Consider the following 14,874-nt stretch of genomic DNA (forward strand, 5'->3'; position numbering starts at 1 on the left):
CAAGTCTAGGGCCGCCTCAGTCCACCACTGCAGGGGGAAGGTCGTCGTCGAAGTCCACCCGCTGCGGCAGGGCCGCGTGACCGGCGAGACGGAACAGCCGAACCACCTTCTTCGCGCGCACCCGCCGGACCTCGCGGACGGCATCGTTGTGGAAGCGACGGGCGAGCTGCACCCTCAGCGCGCTCGCCTCGACCCGCGACAGGCTCTCTGCCCCTGCGCTCCCGACCTCGAGCCGCAGACCCTGGACGGTCTCGTCCGAGAGCACGGCGCGCAGCGTCTCGGTGAGGTCGGTCTCCGTGCCCTCACGACCGGCGAACGTCTGCCCGTCGAGCGGGTCGTGGCTCAGCGGGTGGTGCGTGTGCCGGTCCAGCGCCTCGCTCGCGGCATCGGCGAGGAGCAGTGCGGTTGCGGGGTCGACCCCACCGCTCGTGGCGAGCTCCAGCGTTGCCTCTGCGCGGCGCACGAGCTGGGCATCGAGCGCGGAGACCGCACCCTCGACCTTGGCATGGAGCCGGTCGAGGCGTGAGGCCGAGTAGGAGAGGTACCAGGAGAGAGCCAGGAGGACGAGCGCGATGATCGTGGCGACCTGCAGGACATCCATCAGACCTCACCTCTCGAGGGCCAGCGCAGCCGGCCGAGCAGTCCCGCCCGCAGCGCCGGCTCGACCGGCGAGTGGTCGGCACCCTCGATCACGGTCTCGTAGACCGCCATGACCCGCTCGGCCACGACGCCCCAGTCGAAGGAGCGCGCCCGCTTCAGTCCCAGGTCACGCAGCCGGGCGCGCTCCTGTGGTGAGCCGAGGAGGTCGAGTGCGGCGGCGGCAAGGGCCGCACCGTCCCCGACCGGGAACGTGCGCCCCGCCGGGCTCGGACCGAGGACGGCTGTGAATGCCTCCAGGTCGCTGGAGAGCACGGGTGCACCGGAGGCCATGGCCTCGACGAGGACGATCCCGAAGCTCTCACCACCGGTGTGCGGCGCGACATAGAGGTCGGCGGACCGCAGGAGCGCGACCTTGTCGTCCTCGGAGACCGACCCCAGGAACTCGGTGGCCGCGCGCACGCGCGGGTCCAGCGCGGACGAGATCTCCTCGACCTCACCCGGCCCGGCCACGACGAGCCGCGCTCCGGGCACCGCGTCGAGGATCGCGGGCATCGCCGCGACCATCACCGCCAGGCCCTTGCGCGGCTCGTCGATGCGGCCGAGGAAGGCAAGGGTGGGTCGCTCCGGGGTCCCGCTCCAGCGGGTCAGCGCGCCGTCAGGGGCAAACCGCCTGGTGTCCACGCCGTTGGGGATGATGTAGGCGTCGCCGCCCAGGTGTCGCACCACCGTCCGCCGGGCCTCTTCAGAGACCGCGATCCGCGCCCGGATCTTCTCGGTGGACGACCGCAGCAACGGGTTGGCGGCGTGCATGGCGCGCGAGCGCAGGTTGGACGTGTGAAAGGTCGCGACGACGGGCTCGGACGAGGCCCACAGGGCCATGAGCGAGGCGCTGGGCGTCACGGGCTCGTGGAGGTGCAGCACGTCGAACTCCCCCTCCTCGAGCCAGCGGCTCACCCGTGAGGAGGTCACCGGACCGAAGGTCAGTCTGGCGACGGACCCGTTGTAGCGCACCGGGACGGCGCGCCCGCACGACGTGACGTATGCCGGCAGCTCGGCAGTGAGCTCGTCGACCGGTGCGAGGACGCCCACCTCGTGCCCCTGGGCGAGGAAGAACTCCGCGAGGTCCCTGACGTGGAACTGCACGCCACCGGGGACATCGAACGCGTAGGGACAGACGAGCCCGATCCTCATGACGCGCCCGCCCGGGCAAGGCGGTCGGCGTCGAGGTCCTTGGTGAAGACGGGCTGGAGCATGTGCCAGTCGGCCGTGTGCTCACGCACCGCGCCCGAGAGGGCGTCGGCGCAGGACTGCGTCATCGCCGACACCTTGGCGCGCGTCGTGCCCGACGCCGGCACGGGCACGGGGTCGTGGAAGGTGATGACGATTCCCCAGCTCCCGCCGTCGCGGGGTTCGTGCCGGATCGACACCGGGAACAGGGGACGGCGCTCGGTCAGGGCGAGGGCCGCCGGGCCGGCCGCCATCCGGGCCGGCTCACCGCAGAAGTCGACCTCGACACCGTCACGGGACAGGTCCCGGTCCGAGAGCAGCGGGATGAGCCCGGGCCGGCGCGCGGCCTGGCGCAGCAGCGGGAAGGGCGGCGGGCCCCCGGTGAGGGGGTGGATCGTCATGCCGAGACCGGTGCGGAACTCGAGGAACTCAGTGAACACCTCCTCGGGCTTGAGCCGCTCAGCCACCGTGGTGACGGGCCCGAGGTGCACGGCGCCCCACGCACCGGCGAGGTCCCAGTTGCCGAGATGCCCCAGGAAGCAGACGAGCGACCCGCCCTCGGCGAGAATCTCGCGCACCGGTGCGTCTCCCTCGGCGCGCACCCGCAGGGCGAGCTCGTCAGGAGTCAGGACGGGCAGGCGGAAGGCCTCGCAGTAGTAGCGCATGTAGGCCCGCATGCCCTCGTGCACCAGGGCGTCGAGCCCGGCGTCGTCGAGCTCGGGACGCACGGTCGCGTAGTTGGACCGCATCCGCGCACCGCCGCCCCGGGCGACGGTGAGGTCCGCGATGCGGTCGAACAGGACGTAGGCGGCCCGCTCGGGCATGCGCCGGATGAACGACCACCCCAACCGGAAGCCGGCCACCGTGACCGCGTCGGTGGCGCGGGAGACGAGTCCTGACGGCACGGGGCTCACGCGACGTCGAGGGCCTGTCGGCGCACCTCGAGCATCCGCTGCACCACGGTGACGAAGCTTGCCAGGGCCAACAGTGCGAGGACGACGGTGAGGAAGACCTCGGGGAGGAACCAGCCGACCAGCCCGGTGGTCACCAGGACGGCGACGAGGCGCTCCGCACGCTCGGCGATCCCGACGTTCGCCGTCATGCCCAGGCCCTCGGCGCGCGCCTTGGCGTACGAGACCACCATCCCGAGGATGAGGCAGGCCAGCGCGAGGGCGGCCATGATGCCGGGGCGGACCTGGAGGCTGCTGCCCGGACGAAGGCTCTCACCCCCGGCGAAGAAGAGGACGAGGCCACCGAAGACGGAGGCGTCGGCCACGCGGTCGAGTGTCGAGTCGAGGTAGGCACCCCACAGGCTCGAGCGGCCCGAGCGGCGCGCCATGATGCCGTCGACGGTGTCCGAGAAGACGAAGGCCGTGATGACCAGGGTGCCCACCAGGAACTCCCCCCGCGGGTAGAACAGCAGCGCCCCCAGGCTGACGCCGAGGGTGCCCACGATCGTCACGACGTCAGGGCTCACCCCGAGGCGCAGCAAGAGGGATGCCAGCGGGGTGAAGAGCTTGGTGAAGAACGGGCGCGCGTACTTGTTGAGCATGGTTCGGTCAGCCTAGTGGGCCGACCTCACGCTTCCCGCCAGGCGGCGGCCAGGCGGCGGCGCGCGTCCTCCAGCAGCACGGGAAGGGCTTTGGTCTGGCCGATGACGGGCAGGAAGTTCATGTCTCCGGCCCACCGGGGCACGATGTGCTGGTGCAGGTGGGCGGCCACACCGGCACCTGCGACCTCTCCCTGGTTCATCCCGATGTTGTAGCCCTGGGGGCCCGAGGACTTCTGCAGCGCGCCGATCGCGTCCTTGGTGAGGGCCGTGAACTCCGCGGTCTCCTCGTCGGTGAGGTCGACGTAGAGCGACACGTGCCGGTAGGGACACACAAGGACGTGCCCCGGGTTGTAGGGGAACAGGTTCATCACGACGTAGCAGTGCTCGCCCCGGTGGACGATGAGCCCCTCCTCGTCGTCGCGGCCGGGCGCTGCACAGAACGGGCACCCGTCGCCGGCGTCCTGCGAGGGCCGCTCCCCGGTGATGTAGGCCATCCGGTGCGGGGTCCAGAGTCGGTCGAACCCGTCCGGCACCCCCGCGAAGTCCTCGGCGGCGGTCGTCGGAACGTCACTCATGCCCACGATCCTAGACAGCACGCGCTGGCCTCACGTCGTGTCGGTCCGCCACTCCATGAGGCCGGCCGACGGAGCAGTGAACCCGGCACGCTCGTAGAGACCGCGCGCCTGCGGGGCTGCGTGGAGCTGGATCCTCGAGACGTCGTGGGCGGCAGCCCACTGCCGCAGTGCCTCAATCAGCTGCGTGCCGAGGCCCGCTCCCCGAGCATCGGGGGTGACGAAGAGCAGCGACACGTGCAGCCACCGGGACCGGGGGCGTCGAGAGCTGGGCAGCTTGGTGACGACCGCAGCCGTGACCAGCCCGAGGGGGCGGCCGTCGGCCGCCACGGCGACGAAGGTCACGCGGTCCTGGTCGGCCAACCACGCCTGCGCGTAGCGGTCGAGGAAGCCCGGCTCGATGCTGGCGCCGCACTCACGGTCGTCCTGGATCGTGAGTGCGGCGCAGGCCAGCGCGTCCCGCGGCTCCGCGAGACGGATGACGGTGCCACCGGCCGGCATCGAGGTGCCTCTCAGACCTGTGCGCGCGTCTCGATGGCGGTGAGGACCTCGGCGATGGCGTCCTCGATCGGCACGCCGTTCTTCTGCGACCCGTCGCGGTAGCGGAAGGAGACGGCGTTGTTGCTGCGGTCCTCCTCACCGGCAATGAGGGCGAACGGCACCTTGGACTTGCTCGCGTTGCGGATCTTCTTGGGGAAGCGGTCGTCGCTGTCGTCGAGCTCGACCCGGATGCCCTTGGCCTTCATCTGCGACAGGACGCCCCAGAGGTAGTCGTTGTACTCGTCGGCGACGGGCAGTCCGAGAACCTGGACGGGGCTGAGCCACACCGGGAACGCTCCGGCGTAGTGCTCCACGAGGACACCGATGAACCGCTCGATCGAGCCGAACTTCGCCGAGTGGATCATCACCGGCTGCTGGCGGGACCCGTCAGCAGCCTGGTACTCGAGGGCAAAACGCTCGGGTGAGGGCTGGTTGAAGTCGTACTGGATCGTGCTCATCTGCCAGGTGCGGCCGATCGCGTCGCGAGCCTGCACCGAGACCTTGGGTCCGTAGTAGGCCGCTCCACCGGGGTCGGGCACGAGCTCGAGCCCGGTCTCAGAGCACACCTCCTCGAGCACGCGGGTCGCCTCGGCCCAGTCCTCGTCGGAACCGATGAACTTCTCGCTCTTCTCACCCTCCTCGTCACGGGTGGACAGCTCGAGGTAGAAGTCGTCGAGCCCGAAGTCACGCAGCAGGCCGAGGACGAACGCGAGCAGGTGCCGGATCTCGTCGGGCGCCTGCTCCTTGGTGACGTAGGAGTGGCTGTCGTCCTGGGCGAAGCCGCGCACTCGGGTCAACCCGTGGATGACACCGGACTTCTCGTGCCGGTAGACGTGACCGAACTCGAAGAGCCGCAGCGGCAGCTCTCGGTAGGAACGCTGCCTCGAGCGGTAGATGAGGTTGTGCATCGGGCAGTTCATCGCCTTGAGGCGGTAGTCCATGCCGTCGACGTCCAGCGGCGGGAACATGCCCTCGCCGTAGTAGGGCAGGTGCCCGGAGGTGTGGAACAGCCCCTCCTTGGCGATGTGCGGGGTCCCGACGTACTCGAAGCCCTCCTCGATGTGCCGATGGCGGACGTAGTCCTCCATCTCCCGCTTGATGACCCCGCCCTTGGGGTGGAACACGGGCAGCCCCGAGCCGATCTCGTCCGGGAAGGAGTAGAGGTCGAGCTCGCGACCGAGCTTGCGGTGGTCGCGCTTCTCGGCCTCGGCGAGGCGGTCGAGGTACGCCTTGAGGTCGTCCTTGGTCGGCCACGCGGTGCCGTAGATGCGCTGCAGCTGCGGGTTCTTCTCGGAGCCGCGCCAGTAGGCGGCGGCGCTGCGCATGACCTTGAAGGCGTTGCCGAGCACCTTGGTGGTGGGCACGTGTGGACCGCGACAGAGGTCGCCCCAAGCCCGCTCGCCGTCGCGTCGCACGTTGTCATAGATCGTGAGCTGCGCTCCGCCGACCTCGACATCGGCTCCCTCGGCGGCCTCACCGGCCGAGCCGCCCTTGAGGCCGATGAGCTCGCACTTGTACGGCTCGTCGGCGAGCTCGACGAGCGCGTCGGCGTCGCTGACCTCCCGCCGCACGAAGGCCTGGCCCTCGTTGACGATCTTCTGCATGGCCTTCTCGAGGGCCTTGAGGTCGTCGGGCTGGAAGGGCTCGGCCACGTCGAAGTCGTAGTAGAAGCCGTCGCGGATCGGCGGGCCGATGCCGAGCTTGGCGTCGGGGTGCATCTGTTGCACGGCTTGCGCAAGAACGTGAGCAGCGCTGTGCCGCAGGACATCCAGGCCGTCCTGCTCCTGGGCCGTCACCGGCTCGACGACGTCGCCGTCGCTCAGCACATGCGCGAGGTCGCGCAGCTCGCCGTTGACGCGCGCCACGAGGACGGCGCGGTCGTCGCCGAACAGGTCGGCCGCTGTCGTGTCCCCGTCCACCGATCGCTCGTCTCCGGCGACGTGGACGGTGATCTGCGAAGACACAGCGGCTTCTCCTGGGGTGACGAGCGCAAGGTATGCCGGGTGCGGACGTCCCGACGCGGCATACCGATGCTATCTGTCCTGTTTCCCGCCTCGCGCGCGCCTTTTGAGGTGCGGCCCTCCCTCAGTCCGCGGTCGCGTCCGTCGGAGGCATCACCGCGTCGTCGGCGCGCAGGCGGAGCTCGTCGACCAGGCGTCGGCAGTCGTGCAGGAGCGCGCCGTGCACCGGCCAGGCCCGTGGGTCGTCCAGCGGTGACTCGTGCAGCACCGTCGCAAGGTCGTCGAGCTGCTGCAGGGCCCCCTCCAGGCGGGACCCGACGGAGCGGTGGGCGCCCTCGTCCGGCCAGCCGAAGTCGTCGAAGGCTCCCGAGACCTCGCGCAGCACGTTGGCCACGCCTCCGAGGAACTCACGGCTCGGGCGGGTGCCGTGGTCGGGGTCGTCGAGGTTGTCCCTCAGTGTGCGGGTGAGGCCGCCCACGTGCCACGTGACGCGTCGCAGCCCCTCGACGGTCTCGCGGTAGCCGTCCCAGGCCGGGTCGAGGCGACGGATCCGGCCCCTGGGGTTGAGGCGTTGGCTCTCGCGGCCGAGCTCGATCTGGTCGAAGACCCCCGGGGCGTCGTCGTGGAGGGCGTCCGCATAGCGGTACCACTGCCGGACCGAGTCCACGTTCCAGTCGCCACGCAGCCCGTCGGCGATCTGGTCCACAAGTCCACGCACGCGGCGGGTGTAGTCGCGGACCTGCTCGCGGGGCCCCTGCACGTGCAGCGGTGCCATGACGAGCACGTTGACGGCGATGCCGACGACGGCACCGATGAGCGTCTCGAGCATGGTGAGGGCGGTGAAGTCGGTGTCGGTGCCACCGGCGGTGAGCAGGGACAGCAGCGCCATGGAGGGCACCTGGATGCCGCTGTCCCCCAGGTGTGGCCATCGACCGATGACCAGGGCGCACACGAGGACCAGCAGCATGCTCCACCAGCTCACGCCCAGGGTCGTGCCGACGAGCCACGCGAGGGCCATCCCCAGCCCGATGCCGATGACCCGTCGGACGCTCTGGCCCAGGGAGCGCACGATGGTGCGGTCGACGACGAGCAGCGCCGCGAGCGGTGCGTAGAAGGGCGTCGGGCTGTCCATGAAGCGGGTGGTGATGACCCAGGCGATGACGGTGGCCACAGCGGCCTTGACGACGAGGAGCGCCTCGTCGAGCGAGGGACGGCGCATGATGGTGACTGTAGACCCGCCTGCGTGGAGAACCGGCCGTCACCTGGAAATGGGGAGGCGCCGGGGCAGGGTCCGGTCGTACGGTCGGGGCGTGGACCTCCGCATCGCCAGCCTCGCCGACCGCCCGGACCTCGAACCGCTGCTCCGGGAGTTCGACGACCCGTGGCCCGAGTTCATGAAGTGGGACCCCGTGAGCGACCAGTACTACTCACGGGCTGCCACGACCTTCGCCGCGTGGACGCTCGTCGCCTGGGACGCCGGTGACCCCGGTCGCCTCGTCGCCAAGTCGCACTCGATCCCGTTCGCCATGGGAGAGGACCTGGGGCGGACGGAGCTCCCGAACGACGGTTGGGACGGTGTCATCACGTGGGCCTGGTACGACGAGGTTGCCGGTCGCGAGCCGACCCACGTGTCCGCGCTCGAGGTCGCGATCCGGCCGGACCTGCAGGGCACCGGTCTGGCGTCGGTCATGCTGGAGGCCAAGCGGCAGAACGCTGCTCGCCACGGCTTCACCGACCTCGTCGCGCCCGTGCGTCCCAGTCGCAAGCACCTCCACCCACACCTGCCGATGCCCGACTACGTAGCGAGGCTGAGGGAGGACGGGCTGCCCGAGGACCCCTGGCTCCGGCTGCACGTGCGCATCGGTGCCGAGGTGGTCAAGGTCTGCCCCCGGGCCATGACGATCTCCGGCACCCTCGAGGAGTGGCGCGGCTGGACGGGGCTGCCGTTCGACCGGTCCGGCGACGTCGAGGTGCCTTTCGCCCTCAACCCCGTGCACGTCAGCGTGGAGCACGACCATGCCGTCTACGTCGAGCCCGGGGTGTGGGTGCACCACCGGATGTGACCCGCGCGTGCCGCGGACGGGCGCGTTAGCGTGGCGCCATGACCTCACTCCCCTTCGGCAGCTGGCCCTCTCCCCTGTCCCCCGACGCCATGACTGCCGCGACCCGGATGCTGGACGAGGTCCGGGTCGACGGACCCGACACCTACTGGCTGGAGTCCCGGCCCTGGGAGGGCGGCCGCGTCGTCCTGGTCCGTCACGTCGGTGGCACCGGGGCCGTCGAGGACGTGGTCGGCGACGAGGTCAACGTCCGGTCGCGAGTCCACGAGTACGGCGGCGGCGCGTATGCCGTCCGGTCCGGGACCGTCGTCATCACCACGATGCCCGACCTGCGGGTGCACGTCGTCTCGGCGGACGGCTCGCTGCGCGCAATCACGCCCGAAGGAGGCTTCCGCTACGGAGGGCTCGTGCTCGGCGACGGCTTCGTCCTCGCCGTGCGAGAGGAGCACTCGGGTGCTGCAGAGGCGGGAAACACCTTGGTGCGGCTCTCGCTCGACGGCGACAACGCGGACGGGGGCGCCGTGCTGTGGGAGGGCACGGACTTCGTCGGTCGACCCGCCCTGTCTGCCGATGGCACCGAGGTGGCGGTGGTGACCTGGGACCACCCCAACATGCCTTGGGACACCACGACTCTGCGCCGAGCAGCACTGGTGGACCACGGACCTCTCGAGTGGTCGGTCGTCGAGGGGCGAGCCGACGTGTCCGTGGGTCAGCCCACGTTCGGCCCCGACGGTTCCCTCTGGTTCGTCTCCGACGAGTCGGGCTGGTGGAACCTCACGTGCGACAGCGGTGCCGGGCCTGCACCCGTGCACCCGATGGAGGCCGACGTCATGCAGCCCCAGTGGGTCCTGGGCATGAGTGACTTCGCCCTCCTGGAGGACGGCCGCGTGCTCGTGCACTGGTGGGCCGACGGGGTGGGCCGTCTCGGCATGCTCGACCGTGGGTCGGGCGAGCTGGTGGACGTGCCGCTCGAGGGAGTGCAGTTCGACCAGCTCCAGTCCGTCGGCGACGAGGTCGTCGTGCGGGTGGGCACCCTCTCGCAGCTCCCGTCGGTCGTGCGCGGGCCGGCGGAGGGTCCGTTCACGACGCTCCGGCGCAGCCGCGACGAGGGTCTCGACCCGGCATACGCCAGCACGGCGCAGCCGTGGACCTGGACCAACACGGGTGGCGACGACGTTCACGGGATCTTCCTGGCACCCACACACCCGGAGGTGACCGGGCCCGAGGGTGAGCTGCCGCCGCTGCTGGTGTTCGTGCACGGCGGTCCGACGAGCCGCACGGAGGCGGGGCTGCAGCTCGCTCGCGCGTTCTGGACGACGCGTGGCTTCGCGGTCCTCGACGTCAACTACTCGGGCAGCACCGGGCACGGTCGGGCCTACCGCGACCGGCTCCTCGGGCAGTGGGGCGTCATCGACATCGACGACGTCGTGACGGGCGCCCGCTCGCTGGCCGATGCCGGCTTCGTCGATGGCAACCGGCTCGCCATTCGCGGTGGGAGCGCCGGCGGCTACACCGTCCTGCGGGCGCTCACCAGCAGTGACGCCTTCGCCGCGGGCACGAGCCTGTTCGGGATCGCGGACCTCGAGGCGATGACGACGGACACGCACAAGTTCGAGTCGCGCTACCTCGACCGGATGGTCGGTCCCTACCCGGAGGCCAAGGACGTCTATGTCGAGCGCTCCCCCATCCACCACCTCGACTCGTTGGGCGGTGCCGTGCTGCTCCTGCAGGGTGGGATCGACGAGGTCGTGCCTCCCGCGCAGGCCGAGGTGATGGCTGCGGGGATGCGTGCCGCCGGCGAGGAGGTCGAGCTCGTGATCTATCCCGACGAGGGTCATGGCTTCCGGGCTGCAGCGACCATCCAGGACGCCCTGTCACGCGAGCTCGCCTTCTACGGGCGGGTCCTCGGCTTCACCCCCTGCCCCGACACCCCCACGGACAACTGACCCGCCCCCGCCCCCGCCAACGGCGTGTCGCGGACTTTTCTCACCAATTCCCTCGAAAAGTCCGCGACGCGCCGTTGCCGAACCTCACCTCAGCGCGCTGCGTCCAGGGTCAGGACGAGGTGCTCAGTCTCGGGCTTGCGGGTTGCGCGCAGTCCCGCCACGACGGGCGACTGCGTGCGGTCCACGACGAAGTCCACCTTGCCCGGCAGCAGGACCGGTTTCTTGAACCACACGTGGGACGTGCTGGGACCGTTGACGCTGCGCCCGAGCGCCCCGAGGGTACGGGCGTAGGTCCACATGCCGTGGGCGATGGCCTTGGGGAAGCCCATCGCCCTCGCCGTGAGGGCGTGCCGGTGGATCGGGTTCACGTCGCCGGAGACCGCGGCGTACTGCCGGCCCAGGTCGCCCGGCAACGACCACTGGGCCGCGGCCACACCCTGGGGCATGGACGGAGCCTGCGCGCCACGCTCCGCATCGGGGTTGCCCCTGCCCCGTGCGAGGTAGGTCGAGCGGCCGCTCCACACGGGCTCGCCGTCGACGATGGCCTCGGTGACGAGGTCGACCTGGCGGCCCTTGGGGTGCTCACGCAGGTTCTCGGCGTGGACGGCGATGTCGAGGACGTCGTCGCTCGTGAGGGAGCGCCGCACCGTGATGGTGTTCTCGACGTGGACGAGCCCCATGAGCGGCAACGGGAACGCCTTGCGCGCCATGAGCTCGGCCTGCAGCGGGAAGCCCAGGATGTGTGGATAGGTGTGCGGCAGGACGTCATCGACCCCGAACCCACACAGGCGCTGGTAGTCCATGAGGTGCTGGCGGTCGACTTTGTGCCCTGCCAGGACCAGCTCACTCGTGGGCAGGGTGGACCCGGACTTCTTGCCGGCGACGGCTGCGCGCACGAAGACCTTGGCCAAGGACGGTGCCGTGCTGAACGTCTCCTGCTGGGGCATCAGGCCCCCAGGAGCATCTGGCCGCACACACGCACGACGTTGCCGGTGACCGCCCGGTTGGCGTCCCAGGCGAAGTAGCCGATGGTCTCGGCGACGTCGACGGGCAGGCCACCCTGCTGCAGGGAGTTGGTCAGGCGACCGATCTCGCGGGTGGCGAAGGGCACCTTGGCCGTCATCTCCGTCTCGATGAACCCGGGGGCGACGGCGTTGACGGTGATCCCCTTGTCGCGCACTGCCTGCTCAGCGGCGAGCGACTGCGTCATCCCGATGACACCGGCCTTGGAGGCGGCGTAGTTGGTCTGGCCCCGGTTGCCCGCGATGCCCGCGATGGAGGACACGTTGACGATGTGGCCGCCGTCCTTGATGGCCGGGATGAGCGCCTCGTTCATGCGCAGGATCGACAGGAGGTTGACCTGGAGGACGGAGTCCCAGCGGTCGGCCTCGGTGTTGGCCAGCAGCTTGTCGCGGGTGATCCCCGCGTTGTGCACGACGATGTCGAAGCCACCGTGACGCGCCGTGGCGTGCTCGACGATCTTGGCGCCCGCGTCAGGCGCGGTGACGTCGACCTGCAGGGCCGACCCGCCCAGACGGTTGGCCACCTCGGCGAGCGGGCCACCGGCCGCGGGTACGTCGACGGCGACGATCGTGGCTCCGTCACGCGCCAGGGTCTCGGCGATCGCCGCTCCGATGCCGCGGGCGGCACCGGAGACGACCGCGACCTTGCCGGCGAGCGGCTGGTCCCAGTCCGCCGGCGCGACGATGTCGGCCACCGGCTGCGCGACGTGGAACACCTGCGCCGAGACGTAGGCCGAGCGTCCTGAGAGCAGGAAGCGCACCGTGGCGTCCACACCGGCGTCGGCGCCCTCGGCGACGAGGATGGTGTTGGCGGTGCCGCCGCCCCGCATCTCCTTGCCGATGGAGCGCACGATGCCCTCGACCGCGCGGCGCGCGGCGGCCTGGGGAACCGACGTGGCCGACTCGGGCGGACGACCGACGACGATGATGCGGCCGGTGGGCGCGAGCGTCTTGAGTGCCGGGCCCACGACACCGCGCAGGGTCTCGAGGTCGGCCGGCGTGTCGATGGCGGTGAGGTCGAGCACGACCGCAGCCACGGAGGTCGAGGGCTGCGATGCGACCTGCACGCCGGCCTCGGCCAGCAGGTGACGCACGCGGTCGGCCACCGGAGCGTCGCCGTGACCCGCGACGAGCACCTCTCCGGGGACGAGCGAGGCGCCCAGCCTGTGCCGGCGCAGCCGCGCCGGGCGTGGCAGGCCAAGGGTGGTGGCGAGCTGCTTGCCGACGCCTCCGCTGACGAACTGCCCGTAGTTGAAGGCCATGGCTCAGGCTCCTTCGAGGATCGCGACGACGCCCTGCCCACCGGCAGCGCAGATGGAGATCAGGCCGCGGCTGCCCGCACCCTTCTCGTGCAGCATCTTGGCCAACGAGGCGACGATGCGCCCACCGGTGGCGGCGAAGGGGTGGCCCGCGGCGAGCGAGGAACCGTTGACGTTGAGCTTGGAACGGTCGATGGATCCCAGCGGCTTCTCGAGCCCGAGGCGGTCCCGGCAGAAGTCTTCGTCCTCCCACGCCTTCAGCGTCGAGAGCACGGTCGACGCGAACGCCTCGTGGATCTCGTAGTAGTCGAAGTCCTGCAGCGAGAGGCCCTGGCGAGCGAGCAGGCGCGGCACGGCATACGCGGGAGCCATGAGCAGCCCCTCGTCGCCGTGCACGTAGTCCACGGCCGCAGCCTCACCGTCGACGAAGAAGGCCTGCACCGGCAGGTTGTGCTCGGCGGCCCACTCCTCGCTCGACAGGAGGACGGCGGAGGCGCCGTCGGACAGCGGCGTCGAGTTGCCGGCCGTCATCGTCGCGCCCTCGCCCTTGCCGAAGACCGGCTTGAGCCTGCCGAGCTTCTCGACGGTCGAGTCCGCCCGCAGGTTCTGGTCTCGGGCGAGGCCGAGGTAGGACGTCATGAGGTCGTCGAAGAAACCGCGGTCGTATGCCGCGGCAAGGTTCTGGTGGCTCGCTGCGGCGAGCTCGTCCTGGGCCTCGCGGGTGATCCCCCACTTCTTGGCGGTGATGGCCATGTGCTCACCCATCGACAGGCCCGTGCGCGGCTCGGTGTTGGCGGGGGTGGCGATGCCGATGTCGCCGGGGCGAATGGCGAGGGCCGCCTTGGCCATGTCGAGCGTGGTCTTGCCGCGGTTGATCTTGAGGAGCTTGCGACGGAGCTTCTCCGACACCATGATCGGGGCGTCGGAGGCCGTGTCGACACCACCGGCGATGCCGGACTCGATCTGGCCGAGCTTGATCTTGTTGGAGACGAGGATCGCGTTCTCGAGACCTGTCCCACAGGCCTGCTGGACGTCGTAGGCGGAGGTGTGCGGGTCGAGGCTCGACCCGAGCACCGCTTCGCGCGTGAGGTTGAAGTCGCGGCTGTGCTTGATCACGGCGCCGCCGACGACCTCTCCGAGGCGCTCGCCGGCGATGCCGGTGCGCGCGACCAGGCCCTCGAGGGCTGCCGTGAACATGTCCTGGTTCGAGGCGTTCGCGTAGGGCCCGAACTGGCGAGCGAAGGGGATGCGGTTGCCGCCGAGGATGGCGGCGCGGCGGGGACTGGCTGGTGTCACCGTGTGCTCCTGAGGTCTGTCGAGAGGTGGACGAGGCGGTCACGTGGGACGCGACACATATCCGGTACTGACGGTAGCAGGTACCCGTGTTCACCTGCTACGGTCCGATCTGTGAGCAGCACCACGAGCCCGCAGGGCGACGACGCCGTCGACGGGCGCAGCAGCCGCTGGGACGAGCACCGGACGCAGCGTCGCCGGGAGCTCGTCGAGGCCACGCTGCGCGCGATCCGCAGCCGGGGCGCCGGAGTCGGGATGGACGACATCGCCAGCTCGGCAGGCACCTCGAAGACGGTCTTCTACCGCCACTTCACCGACCGCGCCGGTCTCTATGGTGCTGTGGCCGAGCGCGTCAACACCAACATCCTGCGGGACATCACCCGAGCGGTGGGCGACGTCTCCACCTTCACGGGTCCCGTCGCCGAGCCCTCGGCCCCCCCGCCCCGGGACCTGCTCGCAGCCGCCGTCGACGCCTACCTCGCCCTCGTCGAGCACGACCCCGAGGTCTACCGCTTCATCGTGGCCGCCCCGCTGGTCCCGCCCTCCGAACGCACGGAGACGATCGACCTCGCCTCCGCGGTGAGCCAGTCGGTGGCCGTCCAGATCGGTGCGCTCATCGCGGCGGCCCTCACCAGCGCCGGACGCAGCACCGACCCCGCGCTCACCTGGGGACACGCGGTCGTCGGCATGGCCCGTGCCGCCGGCGACGCCTGGCTTCGTGCCGGGGCGGCTGACTCCGGCACGTCGCGTGAGACGCTCAAGGAGCACCTCACGGAGTTCATCTGGGGCGGACTGTCGTCGGCGTGGCCGATCGCGGACGCCACACCCGACAAGGAGTGACT

At 70.6% G+C, this 14,874-nt stretch carries 14 protein-coding genes; 3 read left to right on the forward strand and 11 right to left on the reverse strand.

Features of this window, described 5'->3' with window-relative positions; all coding sequences use genetic code 11:
- Positions 1 to 16: 16 nt before the first annotated feature.
- From ASG74_RS13395 to ASG74_RS13430, 8 genes are all read right to left on the reverse strand, one after another.
- Positions 17 to 601 carry a hypothetical protein gene (locus tag ASG74_RS13395; protein WP_056144421.1) on the reverse strand — a complete coding sequence of 195 codons (585 nt, stop codon included), beginning with the start codon at positions 599 to 601 and terminating at the stop codon, positions 17 to 19.
- Positions 601 to 1,791, reverse strand: coding sequence for a glycosyltransferase family 4 protein (locus ASG74_RS13400; protein ID WP_056144425.1), 1,191 nt, complete (start codon positions 1,789 to 1,791; stop codon positions 601 to 603). The genes ASG74_RS13395 and ASG74_RS13400 overlap by 1 nt, the downstream gene beginning before the upstream one ends.
- The gene (locus tag ASG74_RS13405) at positions 1,788 to 2,732 is read right to left on the reverse strand and encodes a phosphatidylinositol mannoside acyltransferase (RefSeq protein WP_056144810.1); all 945 of its coding nucleotides are present in this window, start codon (positions 2,730 to 2,732) and stop codon (positions 1,788 to 1,790) included. The genes ASG74_RS13400 and ASG74_RS13405 overlap by 4 nt, the downstream gene beginning before the upstream one ends.
- 5 nt (positions 2,733 to 2,737) lie before the next feature.
- Entirely contained in the window at positions 2,738 to 3,379 is a 642-nt protein-coding gene (pgsA, locus tag ASG74_RS13410; RefSeq protein ID WP_056144427.1) for a phosphatidylinositol phosphate synthase, read from the reverse strand.
- A gap of 26 nt (positions 3,380 to 3,405) precedes the next feature.
- Positions 3,406 to 3,954, reverse strand: a complete 549-nt coding sequence (locus ASG74_RS13415) for an HIT family protein (RefSeq protein ID WP_056144430.1) — start codon at positions 3,952 to 3,954, stop codon at positions 3,406 to 3,408.
- A 30-nt stretch (positions 3,955 to 3,984) separates the two neighbouring features.
- Positions 3,985 to 4,452 carry a GNAT family N-acetyltransferase gene (locus ASG74_RS13420; RefSeq protein WP_056144432.1) on the reverse strand — a complete coding sequence of 156 codons (468 nt, stop codon included), beginning with the start codon at positions 4,450 to 4,452 and terminating at the stop codon, positions 3,985 to 3,987.
- Positions 4,453 to 4,463: 11 nt separating this feature from the next.
- Entirely contained in the window at positions 4,464 to 6,455 is a 1,992-nt protein-coding gene (gene thrS / locus ASG74_RS13425; protein WP_056144435.1) for a threonine--tRNA ligase, read from the reverse strand.
- A 121-nt stretch (positions 6,456 to 6,576) separates the two neighbouring features.
- A complete protein-coding gene (locus tag ASG74_RS13430; RefSeq protein WP_056144438.1) occupies positions 6,577 to 7,671 on the reverse strand; it encodes an FUSC family protein in 1,095 nt (364 codons plus the stop codon).
- A 91-nt stretch (positions 7,672 to 7,762) separates the two neighbouring features.
- Here ASG74_RS13430 and ASG74_RS13435 point away from each other — a divergent pair, with 91 nt between their 5' ends.
- Together ASG74_RS13435 and ASG74_RS13440 are read left to right on the forward strand one after the other, a co-directional pair.
- Entirely contained in the window at positions 7,763 to 8,515 is a 753-nt protein-coding gene (locus tag ASG74_RS13435; protein WP_235498965.1) for an N-acetyltransferase, read from the forward strand.
- Between the two features lie 38 nt (positions 8,516 to 8,553).
- Positions 8,554 to 10,458: an alpha/beta hydrolase family protein gene (locus tag ASG74_RS13440; RefSeq protein WP_056144442.1), complete on the forward strand. Its 1,905-nt coding sequence runs from the start codon at positions 8,554 to 8,556 to the stop codon at positions 10,456 to 10,458.
- A gap of 89 nt (positions 10,459 to 10,547) precedes the next feature.
- Here the strand turns inward: ASG74_RS13440 and ASG74_RS13445 are convergent, their stop codons facing one another.
- From ASG74_RS13445 to ASG74_RS13455, 3 genes are read right to left on the reverse strand one after another with little or no spacing between them, the layout of a single operon-like run.
- Positions 10,548 to 11,405 carry a MaoC/PaaZ C-terminal domain-containing protein gene (locus ASG74_RS13445; RefSeq protein WP_056144445.1) on the reverse strand — a complete coding sequence of 286 codons (858 nt, stop codon included), beginning with the start codon at positions 11,403 to 11,405 and terminating at the stop codon, positions 10,548 to 10,550.
- On the reverse strand, positions 11,405 to 12,742 hold the full coding sequence (locus tag ASG74_RS13450) for a 3-oxoacyl-ACP reductase (RefSeq protein ID WP_056144448.1): 1,338 nt from the start codon (positions 12,740 to 12,742) through the stop codon (positions 11,405 to 11,407). Before ASG74_RS13450 ends, ASG74_RS13445 begins: the two co-directional genes overlap by 1 nt.
- A gap of 3 nt (positions 12,743 to 12,745) precedes the next feature.
- The gene (locus ASG74_RS13455) at positions 12,746 to 14,035 is read right to left on the reverse strand and encodes an acetyl-CoA C-acetyltransferase (protein WP_056144451.1); all 1,290 of its coding nucleotides are present in this window, start codon (positions 14,033 to 14,035) and stop codon (positions 12,746 to 12,748) included.
- Between the two features lie 111 nt (positions 14,036 to 14,146).
- Between ASG74_RS13455 and ASG74_RS13460 the strand changes: the two genes are divergently transcribed.
- Positions 14,147 to 14,872, forward strand: a complete 726-nt coding sequence (locus ASG74_RS13460; protein WP_056144454.1) for a TetR/AcrR family transcriptional regulator — start codon at positions 14,147 to 14,149, stop codon at positions 14,870 to 14,872.
- The last annotated feature ends 2 nt before the right edge of the window (positions 14,873 to 14,874 follow it).

The sequence above is a fragment of the Knoellia sp. Soil729 genome, from assembly GCF_001427985.1.
In the GTDB taxonomy this organism is placed as follows: Bacteria; Actinomycetota; Actinomycetes; order Actinomycetales; family Dermatophilaceae; genus Knoellia.

Excerpts from the sequence above, each read along its gene's own strand:
- ASG74_RS13395 (WP_056144421.1), bottom strand. The coding sequence starts at position 601 with ATGGATGTCCTGCAGGTCGCCACGATCATCGCGCTCGTCCTCCTGGCT.
- ASG74_RS13400 (WP_056144425.1), bottom strand. The coding sequence starts at position 1,791 with ATGAGGATCGGGCTCGTCTGTCCCTACGCGTTCGATGTCCCCGGTGGC.
- pgsA (WP_056144427.1), bottom strand. The coding sequence starts at position 3,379 with ATGCTCAACAAGTACGCGCGCCCGTTCTTCACCAAGCTCTTCACCCCG.
- ASG74_RS13415 (WP_056144430.1), bottom strand. The coding sequence starts at position 3,954 with ATGAGTGACGTTCCGACGACCGCCGCCGAGGACTTCGCGGGGGTGCCG.
- ASG74_RS13420 (WP_056144432.1), bottom strand. The coding sequence starts at position 4,452 with ATGCCGGCCGGTGGCACCGTCATCCGTCTCGCGGAGCCGCGGGACGCG.
- ASG74_RS13430 (WP_056144438.1), bottom strand. The coding sequence starts at position 7,671 with ATGCGCCGTCCCTCGCTCGACGAGGCGCTCCTCGTCGTCAAGGCCGCT.
- ASG74_RS13440 (WP_056144442.1), top strand. The coding sequence starts at position 8,554 with ATGACCTCACTCCCCTTCGGCAGCTGGCCCTCTCCCCTGTCCCCCGAC.
- ASG74_RS13445 (WP_056144445.1), bottom strand. The coding sequence starts at position 11,405 with ATGCCCCAGCAGGAGACGTTCAGCACGGCACCGTCCTTGGCCAAGGTC.
- ASG74_RS13450 (WP_056144448.1), bottom strand. The coding sequence starts at position 12,742 with ATGGCCTTCAACTACGGGCAGTTCGTCAGCGGAGGCGTCGGCAAGCAG.